Source organism: Kordiimonas marina, from assembly GCF_023006325.1.
Classification (GTDB): Bacteria; Pseudomonadota; Alphaproteobacteria; order Sphingomonadales; family Kordiimonadaceae; genus Kordiimonas; species Kordiimonas marina.
In genome coordinates this window covers 18033-37368 of record NZ_JAINDF010000008.1, presented here as the reverse complement: position 1 = coordinate 37368, position 19336 = coordinate 18033, and the positions used below count along the sequence as shown (strand labels likewise).

Sequence of the window (19336 nt, the reverse complement as noted above, 5' to 3'; positions counted from 1 at the left end):
CGACCGTCAGGATCAAGCCATAGCCACTGCTTTGCTGTCATCGAAATCGGCAAGCTGGGCTGCCAGCGCTTTCTGGAAGGCCGGGCGTGCCTCGCACCTAGCCAGGTAATCCGCCAGGACAGGGGTGGCGCTAATCAGATCGGTATGGCCAAGGGTCCGGAGGACGCAGGCCATCACCAGGTCAGCGGCGGTGAAGCTGTCCCCCACCAACCACGTACGACCATCCAGATAAGCCGCCAGGTCCGCCAGGCGAGCGCGCACCATGTCTTCAACTGCGGGACGCCGCGCCACAGCCCAGTCTTCCCCCGCCGCGAAAATATCGATTTCAGCCAACTGACCGATCATGGGTTCAAGCGAATTGAGGGCCGCCACCACCCAGGATGTCACCTGCGAGCGCTCGGCCGCATCCGAGGGCATCAGCGCCGTGCCCTTGCCGGCGATATGGAGCACGATGGCCCCAGACTCGAACAAGGTGACCTCTTCATCCTCATACGACGGCACCTGGCCGAACGGCTGCCGCGCCAAATTGTCAGGCGCACGCCTGTCCGCATGGGAGATCAGCTTGATCTGATGGTCGAGCCCTTCTTCTTCAAGCGCCCAGCGCACGCGCATATCGCGCACATGGCCGCGGGCGAATGCAGGCACCCATTCATAAGCAGTAACTGTGATCATGGTTTTATCCCTTCCTCTCCGCCGGTCCTACCCCGGGCACCCCCGCCCGGCAAACCGTGGAAACGGATGCTAAGACACATATGTATTGATATCAACCTATATGTGACGAACGACACTACACGCAGAGGCAGACCGCGCTGTTTTCACCCCGGACGGCATTTCAGACATCTGCCATATTGGCGTCCCTTTTCCGCCACGGTGAGGAAAGAGCATGATCCCCTCTAAAGTGGGAGAGACGCAGGATGCGCAAAACGAAAACTGTGGGGCTTATCGCCCTTCTGGCCCTGGTAAGTTTCGGGGTTTACGCCGCAGCCATCGTCATTCCGGCGCGAACCGCAACACCTGATCTGGTTGCCCGCGCCTTCGCAGAAAGCCCGGAGCGGATCGAACCCGGGGAGTTGCCTGCCCGCTGGGTAGAAGCGCTCATCAAGGTCGATGACCCCAATTTCTATCGCCACGGCGGGACCGACTTCAGCCACGGCATCATGACCACAATCCCGCAGGCCCTGACCAAACAGCTGTATTTCCACCCGTTCAAACCGGGCCTCGCCAAAATCCGCCAAAGCCTGATCGCACGCTTCGCGCTTGATGCCTCAATGCCGAAAAATGTGCTGCTGTCCCTGTTCCTGAGCCACGCCTATCTGGGGGAAGGCCCCAAGGGGCCGGTTTATGGCTTCGGCGCGGGCGCGCGGGTCTATTACGGCAAACCACTCAAAGAGCTTTCAGACGATCAGTTTCTCGGGCTTGTCGCCATGCTGACCGCGCCCAACATCTTCAACCCGCTGACAGCGCCCGAAGCCCATGCCCATCAGCTTGCCCGCGTGAAAAAGCTTCTGGCCGTGAGTGCAAAAGCCGGGGGCTAACTGACCGCTATTTCAAGGCGTGCGACTAAAGCCTATTCCCTGACCCAGATTTTAACACCCGTGGCGGGGACGGTGAGTGTGTGGGCCTGACCGCCGGTGAGGTGGGCACCCTCGCCCGTGAGGCCTTTCAGGTCGACCTTGCCGTCCACTGAGACCAGACGCCAGTTGCCTGCAGGCGGGGTAACGTCAGAGAACACTCCCTTCGTGTCGCCGACATTCATCAGCACCATGACCCGGCTGCCGGTGACATAACCCAGGAGCGCCTTGTCCTTGGGCGTGATCCACTGGTACCAGCCCGGCGTTTTGACCGCGTGGCGGAATACCGTGCCCCAGTCAGACATGCGCAGCGCGATGAGGCCATGCCAGAAGGCTTCCATGGCCTTATAGTTGTTCGGCCCCTTGGTGACGCCGACATTCTCCCACACGAACTCGTTGGGGATGCGCTGGTTATAGGTGTCATCCCGGCCCTTCAGCCGCACTTCCCCGAATTCTTTCGTCTGTTTGGCAACCCCGTGCAGTGTGGCGGCACCCTTGGAGCGCATCATCTCCGTCCCACCCTGCATAACCACAGGCCCCTGGGACGTCAGAAGCAGCGTAGCGGCGATGCGGTACGGCCCGACATCAACGCCTTTTCGGCCGTCCCAGTCATGGAGCGCGAAGCGGTCGGCGAGCGCCCAGTTATCGTGGATATCGAGATAATTGATGCCGCCGTTCGCGGTTTTCTCCTCGCCCACCAGGTCGTTCGAAAGACCCTTCATCGCGGCATCGCGCAGGGAGGCATTGCCCCCGGCATAGCCCCGGTCTGTCCTCTTGTTCTTCAGCACAAAAGGCGAGCCCTTGAAAGCGTTGCGGGCATCATCCTGGAAGAAGGTGATGGGGGCGTTTTCCTTGTACCAGTGCCAGCTTTTATTGGCCTTCACATAGGGGTCGGAGACCGGAATCCACGGCTCACCATAGATCAGCACATCCGGCCCCACAGCCTGTCGGAGCTTCAGCAGCGTCTGGCGGTCCAGCTGACCGGCGAGATCGATGCGAAAGCCGTCGACCCCGAACTCATCCACCAGCATCTTGGCCTGGTCGATCAGCCAGCGCTGCACCATCGGCCGGTCCTCGGTTTTGACCTCATTGCCGTAAGGACCGATTTCCCGGCCCTCATCATCGGTGCGGTAATAATAATAGTGGCCGAAGGCATTGAGGTTCACCGGCAGCTTGCCGCCGCGCATATTCTCGCCCGTATGGTTCGGCACGATATCGACGACGACCGCAATGCCGTGGTCATGGAACGCCTGGATCAGGTCCCGGAACTCATCGCGCTCGGCCCCCGGCTCGGCATTGCGCGCGCGGTAACGTCCCTCAATCGCGAAGGCGTGGGTCGTCGAATAACCCCACTGGTAATTCTCGTCATTAATGCCGACCGCCTTCATGTCCGGGTCATTATGGAAGATGGCCCGCCACTCCTTGGTCGGGTAGCTCATGAACTGTTGCATCGGCATCAGATGCACCACATTGATGCCGAGACGGGTGAGATAATCGAACCCGATCGGCTGGCCGTGGCTGTTGGTGAGCCCCTTCACCGTCATCGCCGGAATGCGGCCCTTGATCGCCGCCTTGACCGGCAGGCGGTTCGTGAAATCGCGGACGTGGAGCTCATAAGCGACCACGTCTTCCATTTTCGGCCGCCCGGCCTTCAAAGGCGTAGCTGGCTTCTCCGGATACCAGACCCGGCTTTTGTTATATTCCTCCACCTGCACACGGGCATAGGGGTCGCTCACATGCACCGGTGCCTGTTCGTAAAACTGGTTGCCGGGGTCATCGGGCCCGTGGACGGTGAAATCATAATATTTGCCCTTGAGGTCGCCCGGCAGCGTGACTTCGAACACGCCATTCTCGTCCCGTACCAGCGCAAGCGGCTCCATAAGGCTGTTCGGCTTTTCATCCGGCTTGTCATAGAGGTAAAGGCTGACCGCCGTCGCGCGCGGCGCAAACACCCGGAAGGTGGTGGACTTATGATCCGGGGCCACGTTGGCACCCAAAGGCTTGTCGGAATAAAGTGTGCGGAACCAGCCATCAAAACGGGCCCGGACACGGAGCTTGTCAGCGGGAAGCGCGACATAATAAACGCGGCGGATGTTGATCGGCTGCTTCGGCACGATGAGGACGGTATCGGCCTGTTGCGGCAGCACTGCCGTGATGGGGATCACCCCGCCCTTGGCATCGGTCAGCTGCCACAGGGCCGGATCAAGCCGCTTGCCGCCGACCTCCCGCACCCAGATCGCTTTCTCGCCGCGGATTTCCGCGCGCAGAGCCGTCACCGGCGCGGCTTCCGCCGTAACCACCGGCAGGTCCACCGCTTGCACGGGCAGGCCTGCAAAAACAGGAACTATTGTCAAAAACAAACGAGTGGCAAGACTGGTCCATGTGGCCGATGGCATGACTTTCCCCTATTCCCACGCCATGATTAGCGCGGGATGCAGCCTATCAAAGGCCTTAAGCGACGGGTACCCCAAAACGATGCAAATATTTGCAAATTTTTCAAGTGACTCGAGTCAAGGGCCTAGCAGAAGCGCGCCTCCAGCCGGTCCGCCACCGGAAGCAGGTGGAACCAGGGCCTGGCTTCCTCAAGCACGCGGGCGACGGTCGGCCGCGCGATCAGACGCTCGAAATAAGCGCTCAGGTGCGGGAAATCCTCCATCGGCACGACCAAGCGGCCATAGAAAAGCGCCGGCTCGGCCGCGCAGTCGGCGAGGCTGAAGTCCTCGCCGGCAAGCCAGGCACGGTCCTTCATCCGGTCATTGATGAGCCTGAAGCAGTTCTTGATGCAGGCTGCCGCCTCCGTGACACCGAAAGGGTCGCCCTTTCCTTCGGGGCGCATGCCGTCGGTGACGCATTTCTGCATCTGGTGCTGGACATAATTATCCATGATCTGGCCCCACAGGCGCACTTCCAGTGCCGCGTCCGCGTCAGCCGGGAGCATCTGCCGCGCGCCCGGATAATGCAGATCGAGATACTCGATAATGATGCTGGCCTCTCCCATCACCTGGCCACGGCCACTGTCCTCGAGCACAGGCATCTTGCCGACCGGCCACAGGGCATTGAACCGTTCCCGCACGCCGGGGGCCGCAAGGTCAAGATGATGGAGGTCGAAATCAATCTCCTTCTCATAAAGCGCGATCAGCACCTTATGGCAGAAGGACGAGAGTGGATGATAATGAAGCACCAGGGCCATGAAACTTTCCTAGCATGTGTTTTATGAAACCAGCCTAGTCAGGACCATGTATATGTTGATGTCAACTCAATTATCAAAAAGAAAGGCAGGTGGCAGCATGGCCCCACCCGCCTGTTATATGCTTCAGCGGCTGCGTCAGCGGCGCATTTCCTCGACAAAATCGGCAACCTGGCGCTCCAGGTCTTCCGACATGGCGAGCAGCTGCTCCGCCGCGTCTTCCACGGTTGCCATGGTGCGCACATTGTCCTCCGCGGCATGGCCGACAATCTGGATACTGTCGATGACATTGCCTGTCATGTCCGAGGCCATCGCGGCGGACCGGCCGATCTCGCTCGTCGCGCCCGACTGCTCCTCAACCGCCGAGGCGATGCTGCTGGAGATCTGGTCGATATTGCCGATCCGGTCGGTCACGTCCCGCACGGCACTGATGGCGGTGCGGGTTGCGCCCTGCATTTCCTCGATCTGGCTTTCGATCTCCTGCGTTGCCTTGGCGGTCTGGTTCGCCAGGCTTTTGACCTCGCTGGCAACCACGGCAAAGCCTTTGCCGGCGTCACCCGCGCGCGCCGCCTCGATGGTCGCATTGAGCGCGAGCAGGTTGGTTTGTTCGGCAATATCGTTGATCAGCTTGACCACTTCCCCGACCCGCTGGGCAACACCATCGAGCAAGTCGACCTGCTCCACAGCGCCCGCGGCGGCATCGGTCGCCGAGCGCGTGGTGGTCGAGGCTTCCTGCACCCTGGCGCTGATTTCCGAAATCGATGCCGCCATTTCCTCAGCCCCTGCGGCGACCGATTGGACACTTTCCCCCGCCGATTGGGAATCGGAGACACATTGTCCGGATTTTGCAGCCGTTTCCTTGGCCGAGCGGCCGACTGCCTGGGCCGACTGTTTGAGCACATCGGCCTTGGCCATCAGCTCGCGCACGACACCAGCAATCTTGCCTTCGAACGAATCCGCCATTTCCCGGCGCACGCGTTCCTGGGTCCTGAGCGCTTGTTCTTCCAGTTCCCGCTGGCGCTTCTCTTCCAGGGCCTCACGTTCGCGGGCTTCCTCAATCTGGCGTTTCTCGGCCTCCAGCCGCTGGGCTTCGAGGCGACGCCGTTCCTCGCCTGCTTCCTTGAAGACCAGAAGCGCCTTGGCCATGCGGCCGATTTCGTTGCCGCGATCGGTATAGGGAATGACGATATCCTCGTCATCGGTCGCGTGTGACAGCTGCTCCATCACCCCGGAAACATTGGTCACAGGCCCCACAATATGGGCGAAGTTATGCTTGCGCAGATAAAGCGAAAATCCCGCGCTCGCCACCCCGGCAAGCACCGTCAGCACCAGCACCAGATAAGACCAGAAAAGATGACTGTTGTCCTCGCTGATCTCCATCTTCTCAACCCGGTGGGACACCCTGTCCATTTTCTCACCGAGAGCATCGAAATTATTGGTGAAATCAACGACTTCATCGGTTGTCAGCGAATGGTAATTCTTGCGGATCGCCTGCACCAGATGGGCAGCCTTGACGAGATAGGCCTCAAGCGGCGCATCCACCTCATTGAGGTCACTGCGCATTTCCTTCGGCAGTTTCAGTTGCTTGTTTTTCTCGATCGCATCGCGGAAGCCTTGCGCATCTTCCTTGAAGGTTTCGTCCACTTTCGCCATCTCGGCCCGGTCGCCGACCGACGCGGCATGATACATGGCGAAAATGTCAGCCCGAACGCTGTCATGCATCATGTCGGCATACATATGATGGCGCATGGCCTTGGTGATGAGCTCTGACCGGCCGAGCGCGCTTTTGAGCGTCATAATCCCGAAAGCCGCCAGCACACTGATCATCACGATCATGCTGATATTGATGAAGGCGCTTCGTGAGAATTGGACCCTTAACTCTGCATTCTTGTTCAACATCATCTTTCTCTTACCTGAATAGCCGCCTGCGATGAGGCATTTCGATTTGGGACATGCACAGTTCTCCGGAGAGGGCCGATCAAACGGCTGGAATCATCTTGATACGCAGGCCGCTGGGCGCAGGCTGCCAAGCGCAAGATGTGTCAGCGGCCAAAGGGCCACCCAGGTATTCCAGAGGTTGAACCGGACAGGGTCACCCGCTCCTCGGTCACTCATAACGATCCTTTGGCACAATCCCCCGCGATGGCACCAAAGGAGAAGGAAAAGAAGGCATTCAGACATTTCAAATGCCTGATGCATTTTATTTTCGCGTTTACTTTGTTTCCGCGGTTATTCGCTTTAGACGGGAAATGTTTAACAAAGAGTAAAATGGTCATTGTTTTATGCAAACGATTACACTCAGCGATTCTATATTAATGCAAATGATTATATTTTTATGTAGCTCATCCCCCACTACACAGGCATAAAAACTCCTATGCCGATTAATTATCGCGTCATATTTGATTAATCCTAGGTTTAGGTTCGCTGATGCAGCATGCCGTCCTGTCTCAGAGGGGGGACTTCACATGACCGTTACCATCAAAGCTGTCGTCATGGCCGCTGCACTTGTCATCAGCAGCCCGGTGCTTGCCGGTCAATCGCTGCCCAAGCCGTTCGCGGCACACAACGCACAAGAAACCGTCGCCATTTCCTATGCCGACTGGTCCTACATCCTGAACGCATCCGTGTTCGATGCCGGGCCGTCCGACCGGGCGTTCGCGCCCCCGCCCCGGCATCGGCCAACATTTCGTCATCGGCAACACATCCAACCTGCGTTATGAGGGCAACCGTTTCTATTTCCAGACGCTGGAAGTGAACGAAAACCTGAAAAAACTGCTCCGTATCCGGCGGGAACTGGAAGCCATGCCCGGCGCTATCCCCATGAAGGAATGGACGAAAAACCAGCAGCTGGCCTACTGGCTTAATCTCTATAATATCACGCTCGTCGAAGCGCTGGGGCGGGCCTATCCGGAACAGCAGATCCGAACGCTTCTTTATGGGCCGGACGGCCACCACGGCCTTCTGGACAAGAAGCTCCTCAAGGTCGCGGGGGTCAGGCTGTCGCTCAATGACATTCAATACCGTATCCTGATGCCCGGCTGGCGGGACCCGCTTGTCATGTATGGCCTGTTCAAGGGCTATGTGGGATCACCCAATATTACCAAGGTCGCCTTCACCGCCCATACTGTGTGGGACATGCTGAAGCAGAATGCCGTGGAGTTCATCAACTCGAACCGCGGCGCCCGGATGGACGGCACCCTGCTGCGCGTGTCCGAGTTCTACGGAGAAAACCGCGCGCTGTTCCCGGCCTGGCCCGATGATCTTAAGGCCCATCTGGCCAAATATGCCGACACTTATTATGCCTCGCGCTTCCGGAACGCGGACGCAGTCAAGGCCACGACCCACGATTATTATATCGCCGACCTCATGCAGGGTATTCGCAATGACAGCAACCCCAACGCGGGCAACCCCGCGGCGCTTATAGGGTCTCTCAAATCAATCAACGCCCAACAGATGGAAGACTGGCTAATTCAGAAGAATGGCCACCTGGCCGGGGTACGTGTGCCCAACCTGGTGATGCACTATCTGATCAAGATTCAGAAACGCAAGGCCGCGCGCAAAGGCCATGTGGATGTCGAAGAGGTTGAAGACAACAGCGGAGGCAAGGGCGGGCAATAGCCCTGCTTGCTTCCTGCTGAACCATTCTCCATTCCGGCGGCCCCCTTTTCGATCAAGCCGGGGCTTGCATTCGCCCGCCCAAGCGGCGACAAGAGGCAGGCAATGAAGACGGATGCCCCGGCATACCCGCCAGGACACAGAGGGGATTGAGCCATATGTCGGCACACGGGTCGAAAACGGTGATTTTTGCGGCGCTCGCAGGCAACAGCGCCATCGCGGTCACCAAATTTATTGCTGCCGCCTATACGGGCAGCGCCGCCATGCTGAGCGAGGCGATCCACTCGCTCGTCGACACCGGCAACCAGGGCCTGATTCTGTACGGCATGAAGCGCGCATCCAAACCGGCGACGACCGACCATCCGTTCGGCCACGGTTTGCAGCTTTATTTCTGGGCCTTCGTCGTTGCCGTGCTGATCTTCGGGCTCGGCGCCGGGGTTTCCATCCTGCATGGCATCAGCAAGATCCACGATCCGTCCCCGGTGGAAAATGCCTGGGTCAACTATCTGATCCTCGGCCTCGCCATCCTGTTCGAAACCGGTTCCTGGCTGGTCGCACTTAGAGAATTCAAAGCCGAGAAAGGCCATCGCAGCTGGTTTGCCGCCGTCCGGTCCAGCAAGGACCCGACCATCTTCACCGTTCTGTTTGAGGACACCGCCGCCCTGCTCGGCCTCGTCGTCGCGCTCATCGGCGTCTATCTATCCGAAACACTGCATATGCCCGTGCTCGACGGCGTTGCCTCCCTGGTCATCGGCCTGATCCTGGCGGTGACCGCCATGTTCCTGGCTTACGAATGCCAAAGCCTGCTGACAGGGGAAGGCGTTGCACCGGAGGCGCGGGAGTCCATGCGCGCGCTGATTGTCGAGGAAGACGGTGTGGAGCGGATCAACGAATTCCTGACCATGCATTTCGGCCCCGATGAAGTGCTGGTGGCCGTCAGCCTCGATTTCAAGGATAACCTCAAGGCGTCGGACGTCGAGAAAACCGTCAGCCGGTTAGAGGCCCGCCTCAAGGCCGTCCACCCGGAGGTCTACCGCGTCTTTATCGAGGCCCAAAGCTTCGAAGGCCACAAGCGGGCGTCAAAGCCGCTCGACAAAGCCCCGGCAGACGCCTGAACCTGAACCGCCCGCGAGACTGGACACTCCTCATCCTCCCAGCTGACTGCTCAGTGGTAAGGTGACGACGGATCGGTGTTCTGATTGTCCTGGTTGTCCTGACCGTCCTGGCCGGTTTGATCGGTCTGATAGCCCTGGTCGGTCTGGCTTCCCGTGCCATACGGGTCATTGCCGTAAGGGTCGGTACCGGAGGACTGGTCGGTACCATACTGGTTGGTCCCGGACTGGTCGGCTTGGCCGTACTGGCTGTCCTGGCCATATTGACTGCTTCGGCTGCTTCGGCTCAATCGGCCGCTTCGGCCATATTTGAAGGTCTGGATATCCCCTCCGGTCTGATCGTAGGGGCTGGCTTGCGCATAAGGACCGCTTGGGTCGCTCGATTTTTCGGCCGCAAGGTTCACTTGCATGGCCAGTTTCGCTTGCTTCACCGCTTCGTCGACGGCATCGGGTGCCAGGGGCAGAGATACCTGCCCGAAACAGTAAAGCCAGCCTTTCGGCGTCCTCAAATAGGTGCTGCTGAACCAGAGGTGATCATCAAACTGGCCCTGGAGGCCCTCACCCTTCACCCACAGGAGCGCGGTCACCACCGCCATGTCGCCAAAGACACGAACACTCCTCGTGCCCGGGACTTCATCCTGCTGTTTATAATGCACGGTGTTCGACTGGGCTTCAGCCAGGATCTCCCGGCGTGTCACGGTTTTGCCGTTGCCAAGCACGACCGAAACCGCCGGCGCGAGGATATTGTAGAGCGTCCTGAAATCGTTGGATTTGACCGCGGCCTGATACGTCGTATCGGCATAGGCGACCTCAAGCCGGTCTTTTTTCGGACCAAACCCCGGGATGTACGGGATTTTATGCTCCTCCTTCTTCGGAGCGGCCTTCTTCGCCTTGGGTGCTACATTCCGCTTTTGAAGATACGCCTCATCCTGACGGGCCTGTTGTTGCTCGAAGGACATGGCCCGGTTCTTCGCTGCCTCAAGAGTCCGCAGCCTGCCAATGGAGTGCTTCCCGCCTGCATAGGCTGTGGAGCCAGGCAGGATCAGGGCCATCATGACCGCCAATGCTATCGGGCGCTTGCGCATTTGATTTCCTCGTTGATCCGGGTTCAGGCTCCGGTACCGATCCAGAACCGCTATCAAGAAATCGTCGCCCCTGCAAATGCTTTTCCGCAATACGCTCCCGTCCGGGCGGCGCGGGCACCTGCATTCAGGGCGCAATCATGCCGTTGCCGAGATAGGTTTCGTCATAGGGAAACACCACATCGGGGTTGGTCAACAACAGCCGCTCGTCCTTCTTTTCATAATGCAGCCGGGACAGCAGGTCGCGGATCAGATTGAGCCGCGCCACCTTCTTGTTGCCGGCGCGGACCACGGTCCAGGGCGTGACCGGGTTATGGGTCCGGGCGAACATTTCATTGCGGGCGCAGCTATAGTCGTCCCAGTGTTTCAGGGCTTCGGCGTCGATGGGGCTGATCTTCCACTGCTTCAGCGGGTCGGTCTGCCGCTCCTTCAGGCGCTGTGCCTGTTCTTCCCGGCTGATATCCAGATAATATTTGAACAGCTTCACGCCCGAACGCACCAGCATATGTTCGAAATCCAGCACGGTGGCCATGAATTCCTCATGTTCCTCTTCCGTGCAGAAGCCCATGGCGCGTTCGACCCCCGCCCGGTTGTACCAGCTACGGTTAAACAGCACGAATTCCTGCGCCGCGGGCAGGTGCGGCACATAACGCTGGAAATACCAGGCCGTGCGGTCGCGGTCCGACGGCTTGCCAAGCGCGACCACGCGGGTTTCCCGTGGGCTCAGGTGCGCGACGATACGCTTGATGGTGCCGTCCTTGCCCGCCGCGTCCCGGCCTTCAAGGATGACGAGGATCTTGTCGTTGCAGCCGATAAAATGCTTCTGGAGCTTCACCAGCTCTATCTGCAGTGCATGGAGGTCATGCTTATATTGCTTCTTGCTGATTTCAGGCAGCGGTGGCGTTTTCATGGCCTAGCGGTCTCCTTCGCCCTTGGGGGCGGCTACCAGGTTTTGAGGTTTGCCTTCATGGAAGGTGCGGATATTGGCAACCGTCGTAGCGGCGATGCGGCCCACCGCCTCCCGCGTGTTGAAAGCGCTGTGCGGCGTGATGATGACATTGGGCATCCGCAAGAGGACATGGTCAGCCAACAGGTCACTAAGGTCATGCTGGCTTATGAAGGCGGAACTGACGAGCTCAGCCTCCTCCCGGATCAACGGTTCGCCCGACAGCACATCGAGCCCGGCCGCCGCCACCTTGCCGGACTTGAGCCCACCGACCAGCGCCCTGCTGTCGATCAGGCTGCCGCGCGCGGTGTTGATGAGGACCACACCCTCCTTCATGCGCGCGAACGCGGCAGCATCCAGAAGATGCTCGGTCCCCGGGGTGGCGGGGGTATGGAGCGTGATGATATCGGCGCACGCCAGAAGCTCGTCCAACGGCACATAGCGGAAGCCGAGGGTTTCGGCCACCGCGCTGTCGGGATAGAGGTCCGTCGCCACCACTTCCATCTCGAACCCCTTCGCGATGCGGATGACATGGCGGCCGATATTGCCGGTGCCGACAACGCCGAGCGTCTTGCCAGCGAGATCGAAACCTTCGAGACCGTCCGGCGAAAAGCCGTCCGACCGCGCCTTCTGTACCCCTTCCAGCAGGCGGTGGCTGAGCGCGAGAAGAAGCGCGAACACATGTTCTGCCACGGTGTTTTCGCCGTAGGACGGCACATTCGAGACCATGACCCCATGGTCCGCGCACCAGGCGGTATCGATATGATCGTAGCCGGTGGAGCGCGTGGCGATGAGCTTGAGGGCCGTCAGCTTTTCAAGCGCTTGGGCATCGATCTTCGAATAGATAAAAGGCGAGATGACATCGGCATCAGCATAATCCGCGGCATTGTCCGCTGTCAGCGGCTCATCGACCCACTGAACGTCGATCATAGGTTTGAGGGCATCGAAAGCGGGCGCCTCCCGCGGCTCGGCTTCAAACACCACCAGTTTCATAAGGGTCTCCCACGCATCATACCGGATGCCCACGACGAAAGCAGCTCACTCCCCGCCGCGCCTTGACATTGGACAACCAGCCCCTCGTCCGGCATATCCACATCACCATGGCAGACATGCCAGCGCTAGACTAGCGGCTAATAGGAAACCGAGACCATCAGGCTATCGGCATAGGCGCCGGGAACAGCATTCTGGCCGGCGTCGATACGGCCATACATGGTATAGTTCCGTATCTCGCAGCACAGCACCGTGAAGACATAACTGTCGCTCACCACGCTGCTGCCACTGTGGCCATCGCCCCAAACAACCGTGTAGCTGGCACTCGTGTAGAGGTTATAGGTCAACAGGGCATTCTGCGGTGGGCCTGTCATCTCCCGCGCGGAATAATTCCCATGGCCCTTGCTCAGCTCCACATCGTAGGAAATGGTGTCCCCCACGTTCTGGGTGCTGCAGCTTACCTCTATATTACCGGTACTGTTCACCGCACTTCTAAGCAGGCCATCATAGAGGCCGAAATTGACGTCCGTCGCCGTGACCGTGCAGTGGCAGCCCTGACAGGTAGGCGGCCCGCCTTGGGCATCGACATGAGGGTGCCTGTCGGTGCCCCTCTCCAGCAGGAAGAAGACAACCGCTGAAGCGGCCACAATATTGGCGGCGATGAATATCTTCCGCAAAGACACTTCACTCCTATGCCCCCATATTCAGGACCATTCTAATATATCATGAAATCGTTGATACCGCATGTTCCAACCGCCAGTTGCTTTGGCGGCCAGTGACAAATACCAGACCTTGTCGTTACACCTTTTTCTCGGCGACGAGGATCGTTGACGGGAAGGTCATCTGGCTCACGTCCTGCCGGTCGAGGATATGGAACCCGGCCGCGGTAACCGCGTCTTCAAGCCGCACCGGGCGGCAATCGGTCAATAGCGCCGGGAAATGCTTGGCGAGCCACAGCCACAAACGGTTATACCAATGCGTTCCTTCTGAAAACCAGGCGAGCATCAGACGTCCGCCCGGACGCAGCACGCGGGCGAATTCTGCCAATAGGCGCGGATGGTCGGCAACCGGCAGCAGGTCCAGCATATAGCTGTTGGCGACAAGGTCGAAACTGGCGTCCTCAAAAGGCAGGTCATAGGCGCTGGCTTCCCGGAGGTCATAGCTGCCCACGTTTTTCTGCCGCGCCATCCGGCGACGGGCATAGGCCAGCATGTCGGACGACAGGTCGACGCCGGTCATGTGACCGGATAGATTGAGCGCGGCCATGCGCGCGAACAGGCGGCCTGTGCCGACCGCCACCTCCAGAATATCGCTCCCGTCCCGGATGATCGCCTTCTCAAGCAGGAGGCCAAGCGCCTTGTCTTCGGTCAGGCGCCCCCAGGCATCATAGAACCAGGCGACATGAGCATACTGACGCCGGACTGTATCCGGGTCGAAGCTGCGCTTGAGCGTTGCCTGGTCTGGCATGGCCTGCCTCCTTGCGGCGCCATCATACCATAGGCCCCTTACAAGCGACAGCTTCAGCCTAATGCCGCTTCTCCGCCCAGGTTGCCAGCTTCTGGGAATAGGTTTCGATGCTATGGTCCGTAAGCAGCTGAAAGTCGCCCTTGAACAGGTTGGGGATTTGCCGCGCCCACCAGCGCAGCTTGTCAACCACGCTGACGGAATAGCGCAGCCTGACCCCATTGCCCTGCCCGACCAGATAGCTGCCATAGCCGGACTGCCGGTACTGCTGGGCATCGAGGAGCAGGCGGCTCAGGCGCTTGTACCAGCGGCTTTCCTGAATACGGGCGTTGAGACCGGTAACCGGCGTCAGCAGGAAGCTGACCCCCATGCCGATCCCGCGGATGATATAAACCATCACCGGGTTCGGAAGCCTTGGCACGATGTCGACATGGTTGACGATACGGTAAATGGGCGTGCGGATGTCATAGTCGAACTCCTTGGTACCCACGGGCGGTGACCCGAAAGTGTAGCAGGCCCCGATGCCGTCCTCCGGCAGGAAACGAACTGCCGTGATCGCCAGTGCCCCGCCAAGCGAGTGGCCGGTGATGAAAATCTGTTTGCCCTTGACCCGCTCATCCTGAAGCGCTGTCTCGATTTTGGCTTTGACCGAGCTGAACTGGTCATAATAGCCGCTGTGGATCAGCACCTTTTCACCATTCACGTCGGCAGTGGTCAGCTGGGCGCGCACATCGGTCTTGATGTCCTTGAGTGTCGCTTCGGTGCCGCGGAAAGCCAGTACCGCCATCTCACGGCTGTCGCTTGCACAGAGGAAGGCCTGCGCGCCGGTTGCCGGCTCATCGAATGTATCGACAAGCGCGAATCCCCGCTCCTGCAGGATGCCGTCCAGCAGGCGTTTGCCTTCCTCCGGCCCGCTTCTGGGGATGTGGTTTTCAATCAACGCCGCCAGCGCCTGCCATTTTTCCTCATCCGGCACGAACTGTTTGGCTTCTTCCAAGATGTCTTTGATGTTGCTGCCGCCCTCAAACCGGAAATAGGCGAGGCGCGACATTTCCGCCATCAGGTAACTCGTGCGGTCGCTGTAGGCCGCGCGCCTGGTGGGGGGATCAAGCAGGTCTGTATGTGCGAAATAGGGTTCCATCGGTGGGTCCTTCCCAAAAAGGGCACGCACCCGAGACGTCTATCTGTAAACAACCGGAAACGGCGCCTCAGACACGGCAAATCGTCCATAGGTGCAAAAATACACCTATAATACGAACTACCCAATGGAAATGTGAAGCAGCCGGGCCGATATCGCTTCTGCCAGATGGGAAGAGACCAGTTACCAGGAAACCGTGACCACAATGTCATCTACATAGACACCAGGAACGGCGTTCTGCCCACCGTCCAGACGGCCATAATCCGTATAATTACGTACCTCGCAGCAAAGAGAGGTGAAGGTATAGCTGTCGGATACCACTGAACTGCCAAATTTCTTGCCATCACCCCATACACTGGCATGGCTGGCATCAGTATACAGATTGTAGGTCAGAACGTTCGTACCGCTTTCCATCTCTCGCGGTAGACTACCTGACTTGCCCCAACTGAGCTCGATATCATAGGACATAACATCACCGATCGTATCGGTCCCGCAAGTAACCGAGATAGAGCCCGTGCTGTAGAGAGTGGGCTTGAGCAGGGTGTCATAGGTGCCGAAGTTGACATTCGTAGCACTCACAGAACAATAACACCCTGTGCAGGAGGGCGGCCCGCCATGACCATGCCCCCCCTGGGCAATAGCGGGACTAACCGTAAGGCTTATCAGCAAAACGGCAGGAACTAGACGTTTGATCATCATCGACTGTCTCCTTTACAGACAATCACCCCCAATCGGATCGGCACGGGCGAGGCCGCAACCGCCGGAATGGTGATCCGGCATGCACCCGTTTTCAGGCGGGCCTCGAACCGCATCGGTTTCGTCAGTCCCATCATATAGACTTCGCCCCCGAATCCGACAGGAAAATCACTGCCGCCATCCAGGGCATGCATCATTGTTCCCGGCTTGAGGGGGGTTCCCGACACATCGACAATCCGGGCAACGGCGGACCGGACACGGCCGATCGGGAACGCGGCGACGACCCCGCTCCGGCGCCGGGGCACCCGGACCATGGCCGACGTGCCGATATCGGCGGACAGCGGCAGGTCAAGCGGGTCGATGCTGATGCGGTTTTCCTCAAAGGCCCGAAGGCCGGTGATCAGCGCCCGGCCTTTGTCATTGGTCTCGGTTACCCGGCGGTTTTCCTTGAGGACACCGATGCCTTCGAAATCCCCCACTTCCACAAGCGCAAAGCTTTCATCGACCGTGCGGGTCATATAGGTGTCCCCGCCGATGAAGATAACGCCACCGCGCGCACCCAGCCGGGCCGCTTCGCCGCTTTGTGTCTTGCTGACATCCAGGTCAAGGCGGCCATGGCTGCCTTCGTAGGTAACACCGGCACGGCCGCGCTGTGTCTGGTCACGGCTTGCCTCCGCCCGGTAGCCGAACCCGCCCTCATAGGGGGCGCTGTTCGTCACGCGCGCCGTGCCGGTCCATTGACCTGCACTCCTATCCAGACTGGCGCTACCGGTGGTCCTGTCCCCAAGCCGGGTGGTGAAACTGATATAGAGCATGGTGTCGGCAAAGGCGCCGAAACTTTTGGAGGCATTGACCCCCAGCGTCCCCAAATTACCCACCCGCTTGGAATAGTTGGCGCTAACGATTTCGAAATCGTCACTGTCGCGCTCATCCACACGGGTATAGTTGAGCGAAACGGCACCATAGCGGGACAGATCCAGCCCGGCGTTCGCGCTCGTGCGCATCCGCGCTTCCCGCACGCCCTCAGCCGTCCCCAGACGGGCGAAGTCTTTTGTCGTCATCTCGTGCGAGACCTGAACCCCAAAATTATGTGACGTCCAATTGAAATTGGTTTGCAGGATCGCACCGAAACGCCCGTGATTGACGCTCACGGCTGTCGCCGCGGAGAGGATACCGCCAAAGGGCATCTGCCAATCGATATTGGGGCCGATCCCCGCACGTTTTCCGGATGCTTCAACATGAAGACCCGCTGTCAGATGGTCGCTAAACCCTTTGCGGAAACTGCCGGAGACAAAGACATCTCCATAATCGAAACTGCCGATACCGTAATTCTGGCGCAAGGCACCGGCTTCGACCGAAAAGCTGGCAAGCCCGCGCCGGAGCAGGTTGCGGCTGGCATAGAAAGGCTGGATAAGCACTGTTTCACGGCCCAGAAGGTCCCGGACCACGACCTTGAGGTCCCCCGACCCGGTAATGACCGGCGGCTGTTCGATGGTGAAGGGCCCAGGTTCCACCTGAACACTCGACCGCTGGACACCATTGACATAAATGTCCGCCGTGGACGGGAGGGACGCCTCCCCCAGGATCGTCGGTGTCGGGAAGGTGACAAAGCCCGGCTGAAGGCTGAAATCCGTGCCGAACTGGATACCGCCGAACCGCGAGGCCCGACCCCAGCCGCCCGGCTCCGTGATGCTGTCACCAAAGCGCCAGCGCTGACGCTTTTCCGCGCGGTCGATGGTCCAGCTGGTTTCCAGGCGGGTGAGGCTGGTATCGGAACTCTGATGGCTGGCCGCCGCCGTCATGATGCCGGTGCCATGCTCGGAAAAGACACCCAGTTCCGTAAGCGCGCCGATATAATTTGCGCTCGTGTTCTTCTCCGCCACCAGGTCATAATTCAGGAATGCGCCAAACGGGGTCGGGTCTACCTTGGGCGGTTGCCAGACACCTGTCACACCGGAGCCTGGAAAACAGACTGCCTTGCAGGTTATTTTGAGGCTGAGGTGCTGGCTGTCGAATATGTAGGATGCCCCCTTGAGCGCCGACAGGGGCAGATACTGCTGACCGTGATAATCTTCCGGCGTAACTTCCGGCACCAAAAACCCGAGCGTCCGGAAGGCTTCAACCCCCAGCGCAAACTCGTCACCACGAGCAAGCGCCGGGTAGACGCCGCTCCGGTCCACATCGTTGACGGTGATGGTCACGAAGTAAAGGATCGGGGCTTCAGCAGCCCGGGCGCCGGGTGCAGTTATCCCCACCCAGGCAAGAAGGCCCACCGCCAATAATATTGGCAGGCCCTTGCCCCAGCGTATCATTTATTAACCGGAAGAGTTTCCTGGTATGAGCCTTGGTCGGTCGCAACCGTCATTGCAACGCGGGAAGGCACGGCCTGCAGCATCGGCTTGATCTCATCAAGACGCCAGGACATGGTTGACCCAGGCAACACATATTTATGCATTGCCGCCTCAAAGATCAGCGCTTCATTGGTATGAAGCCGGACACCGGTCAGAAGCGCGTGCATGTTGCCGTTGTTCTGAACCGTCATCCACATCCCGTCCTTGCCGCGGTCATCAAGCTTCCAGGTAAGATCGGGGCGATGCGGTTTCATCGGCTGCAGGAACACCGGAACGCTGATACGGATGGTCAGCTGAACCTGGCGCCCACCACCTTCGGGCGGCGGCGGCACTTCCTGGACGAACAGGCGGAACGCGCGCTCGATATTCCAGCTCTCAGGCTGTTCGACAAGGCCGATCCGGACGACTTGATCCTGCCCCGGCTCCAGCGAGAAAACCGGCGGGCAAGCGATCAGGGAATTGCCGTCACCATAGACATCCTCACCATTTTTCTGGTCCCAGGACAGTGTCCTCAATTGAACCACAGCCTTCGCCCGGCCCTGGTTATGGACATGAACCACAGCAACCGGCGTGCCCTTGGTCAGAACAATGCGGATTGGACTGACCTCCAGGGTCGCGGCGGCATGGGCGGCCGTGGCCGGGATGAGCGCCAAAAGCGCATAAAGGGCCATAAAGGCAGATCGTTTCAGAGCCAACATATGTTTCTCGGTCCAGGTCAAAAATCAATAGCGAGAATGGTTTGCACGGGCTTGTCCTTCACAGCAGCTTTTACCTGCTTGCTCTCGACAAGGTAACGGCTGGTCCCCGCCCCACCCGGCACAACAGTATCTGCCGCAACCGTCTGGATGGCCGTTCGAAGCGTTACCTCCGGCCCGGAGGCCGCAGCCACCGACAAACCATACTCCGTATTCTGTGTACAGCGAACCTCCACCGGCTGGGTGGAGAAACTTGCCGTTTCAATACTAACACGGATGGCGCAACGCGGCTCCACCACGGCAGTGATTCCCATGCGGGACTTACCCCACGATGCACGGGCGGGAGATTTATCTTTCGAAGGGATGTTTGCGGCTGAAACCGGAGCCGAAACGATGAGCTGCGTACAAATCGTCAGACAGATGGCAGTATAGGTGACCGATCGCTTCGGCACCCACTGCCATTGTCCATCCGAAATGATAAGCATAAGC

At 59.2% G+C, this 19336-nt stretch carries 18 protein-coding genes; 4 read left to right on the top strand and 14 right to left on the bottom strand.

Translation table 11 applies throughout. The features are described from left to right. Positions 1-12: 12 nt before the first annotated feature. Positions 13-672 carry a glutathione S-transferase family protein gene (locus K6118_RS16250; RefSeq protein WP_247121541.1) on the bottom strand — a complete coding sequence of 220 codons (660 nt, stop codon included), beginning with the start codon at positions 670-672 and terminating at the stop codon, positions 13-15. A 242-nt stretch (positions 673-914) separates the two neighbouring features. Here K6118_RS16250 and K6118_RS16245 point away from each other — a divergent pair, with 242 nt between their 5' ends. Then, the gene (locus K6118_RS16245) at positions 915-1535 is read left to right on the top strand and encodes a transglycosylase domain-containing protein (RefSeq protein WP_247121540.1); all 621 of its coding nucleotides are present in this window, start codon (positions 915-917) and stop codon (positions 1533-1535) included. Positions 1536-1567: 32 nt separating this feature from the next. On the opposite strand, the gene K6118_RS17420 is transcribed toward K6118_RS16245, so the two are convergent. The 3 genes from K6118_RS17420 to K6118_RS16225 all read right to left on the bottom strand — a co-directional run bounded on the left by K6118_RS17420 (position 1568) and on the right by K6118_RS16225 (position 6660). Continuing rightward, entirely contained in the window at positions 1568-3892 is a 2325-nt protein-coding gene (locus tag K6118_RS17420) for an alpha-amylase family glycosyl hydrolase (RefSeq protein ID WP_343269994.1), read from the bottom strand. 197 nt (positions 3893-4089) lie between these two features. After that, a complete protein-coding gene (locus K6118_RS16230) occupies positions 4090-4761 on the bottom strand; it encodes a glutathione S-transferase family protein (protein ID WP_247121539.1) in 672 nt (223 codons plus the stop codon). Between the two features lie 135 nt (positions 4762-4896). Next, entirely contained in the window at positions 4897-6660 is a 1764-nt protein-coding gene (locus tag K6118_RS16225; RefSeq protein WP_247121538.1) for a methyl-accepting chemotaxis protein, read from the bottom strand. A 563-nt stretch (positions 6661-7223) separates the two neighbouring features. Here K6118_RS16225 and K6118_RS16220 point away from each other — a divergent pair. From K6118_RS16220 to K6118_RS16210, 3 genes are all read left to right on the top strand, one after another. Continuing rightward, the gene (locus tag K6118_RS16220; RefSeq protein ID WP_247121537.1) at positions 7224-7478 is read left to right on the top strand and encodes a hypothetical protein; all 255 of its coding nucleotides are present in this window, start codon (positions 7224-7226) and stop codon (positions 7476-7478) included. Continuing rightward, positions 7390-8376 carry a DUF547 domain-containing protein gene (locus K6118_RS16215; RefSeq protein WP_247121536.1) on the top strand — a complete coding sequence of 329 codons (987 nt, stop codon included), beginning with the start codon at positions 7390-7392 and terminating at the stop codon, positions 8374-8376. Before K6118_RS16220 ends, K6118_RS16215 begins: the two co-directional genes overlap by 89 nt. Positions 8377-8522: 146 nt before the next feature. Beyond that, positions 8523-9488 (top strand): cation diffusion facilitator family transporter, encoded by a 966-nt coding sequence (locus K6118_RS16210; protein ID WP_343269993.1) that lies wholly within the window; start codon positions 8523-8525, stop codon positions 9486-9488. 50 nt (positions 9489-9538) lie between these two features. On the opposite strand, the gene K6118_RS16205 is transcribed toward K6118_RS16210, so the two are convergent. The 10 genes from K6118_RS16205 to K6118_RS16160 form a co-directional block, all read right to left on the bottom strand. Continuing rightward, a complete protein-coding gene (locus K6118_RS16205; protein ID WP_247121534.1) occupies positions 9539-10570 on the bottom strand; it encodes a nuclear transport factor 2 family protein in 1032 nt (343 codons plus the stop codon). Positions 10571-10694: 124 nt separating this feature from the next. Continuing rightward, positions 10695-11477, bottom strand: a complete 783-nt coding sequence (gene ppk2, locus K6118_RS16200) for a polyphosphate kinase 2 (RefSeq protein WP_247121533.1) — start codon at positions 11475-11477, stop codon at positions 10695-10697. A gap of 3 nt (positions 11478-11480) precedes the next feature. Beyond that, on the bottom strand, positions 11481-12506 hold the full coding sequence (locus K6118_RS16195; RefSeq protein WP_247121532.1) for a hydroxyacid dehydrogenase: 1026 nt from the start codon (positions 12504-12506) through the stop codon (positions 11481-11483). A 137-nt stretch (positions 12507-12643) separates the two neighbouring features. Continuing rightward, positions 12644-13180, bottom strand: a complete 537-nt coding sequence (locus K6118_RS16190) for a Csu type fimbrial protein (protein ID WP_247121531.1) — start codon at positions 13178-13180, stop codon at positions 12644-12646. Positions 13181-13301: 121 nt separating this feature from the next. Then, positions 13302-13970 carry a class I SAM-dependent methyltransferase gene (locus tag K6118_RS16185; RefSeq protein WP_247121530.1) on the bottom strand — a complete coding sequence of 223 codons (669 nt, stop codon included), beginning with the start codon at positions 13968-13970 and terminating at the stop codon, positions 13302-13304. A gap of 58 nt (positions 13971-14028) precedes the next feature. Then, positions 14029-15108: a lipase family protein gene (locus K6118_RS16180; protein WP_247121529.1), complete on the bottom strand. Its 1080-nt coding sequence runs from the start codon at positions 15106-15108 to the stop codon at positions 14029-14031. 180 nt (positions 15109-15288) lie between these two features. After that, on the bottom strand, positions 15289-15804 hold the full coding sequence (locus K6118_RS16175; protein ID WP_247121528.1) for a Csu type fimbrial protein: 516 nt from the start codon (positions 15802-15804) through the stop codon (positions 15289-15291). After that, positions 15801-18113, bottom strand: coding sequence for a fimbria/pilus outer membrane usher protein (locus K6118_RS16170; protein WP_247121527.1), 2313 nt, complete (start codon positions 18111-18113; stop codon positions 15801-15803). Before K6118_RS16170 ends, K6118_RS16175 begins: the two co-directional genes overlap by 4 nt. Beyond that, complete coding sequence (locus K6118_RS16165; RefSeq protein WP_247121526.1) at positions 18110-18823, bottom strand: fimbrial biogenesis chaperone; 714 nt, start codon at positions 18821-18823, stop codon at positions 18110-18112. Before K6118_RS16165 ends, K6118_RS16170 begins: the two co-directional genes overlap by 4 nt. A gap of 44 nt (positions 18824-18867) precedes the next feature. Next, positions 18868-19332: a hypothetical protein gene (locus K6118_RS16160; RefSeq protein WP_247121525.1), complete on the bottom strand. Its 465-nt coding sequence runs from the start codon at positions 19330-19332 to the stop codon at positions 18868-18870. Positions 19333-19336 lie beyond the last annotated feature (4 nt).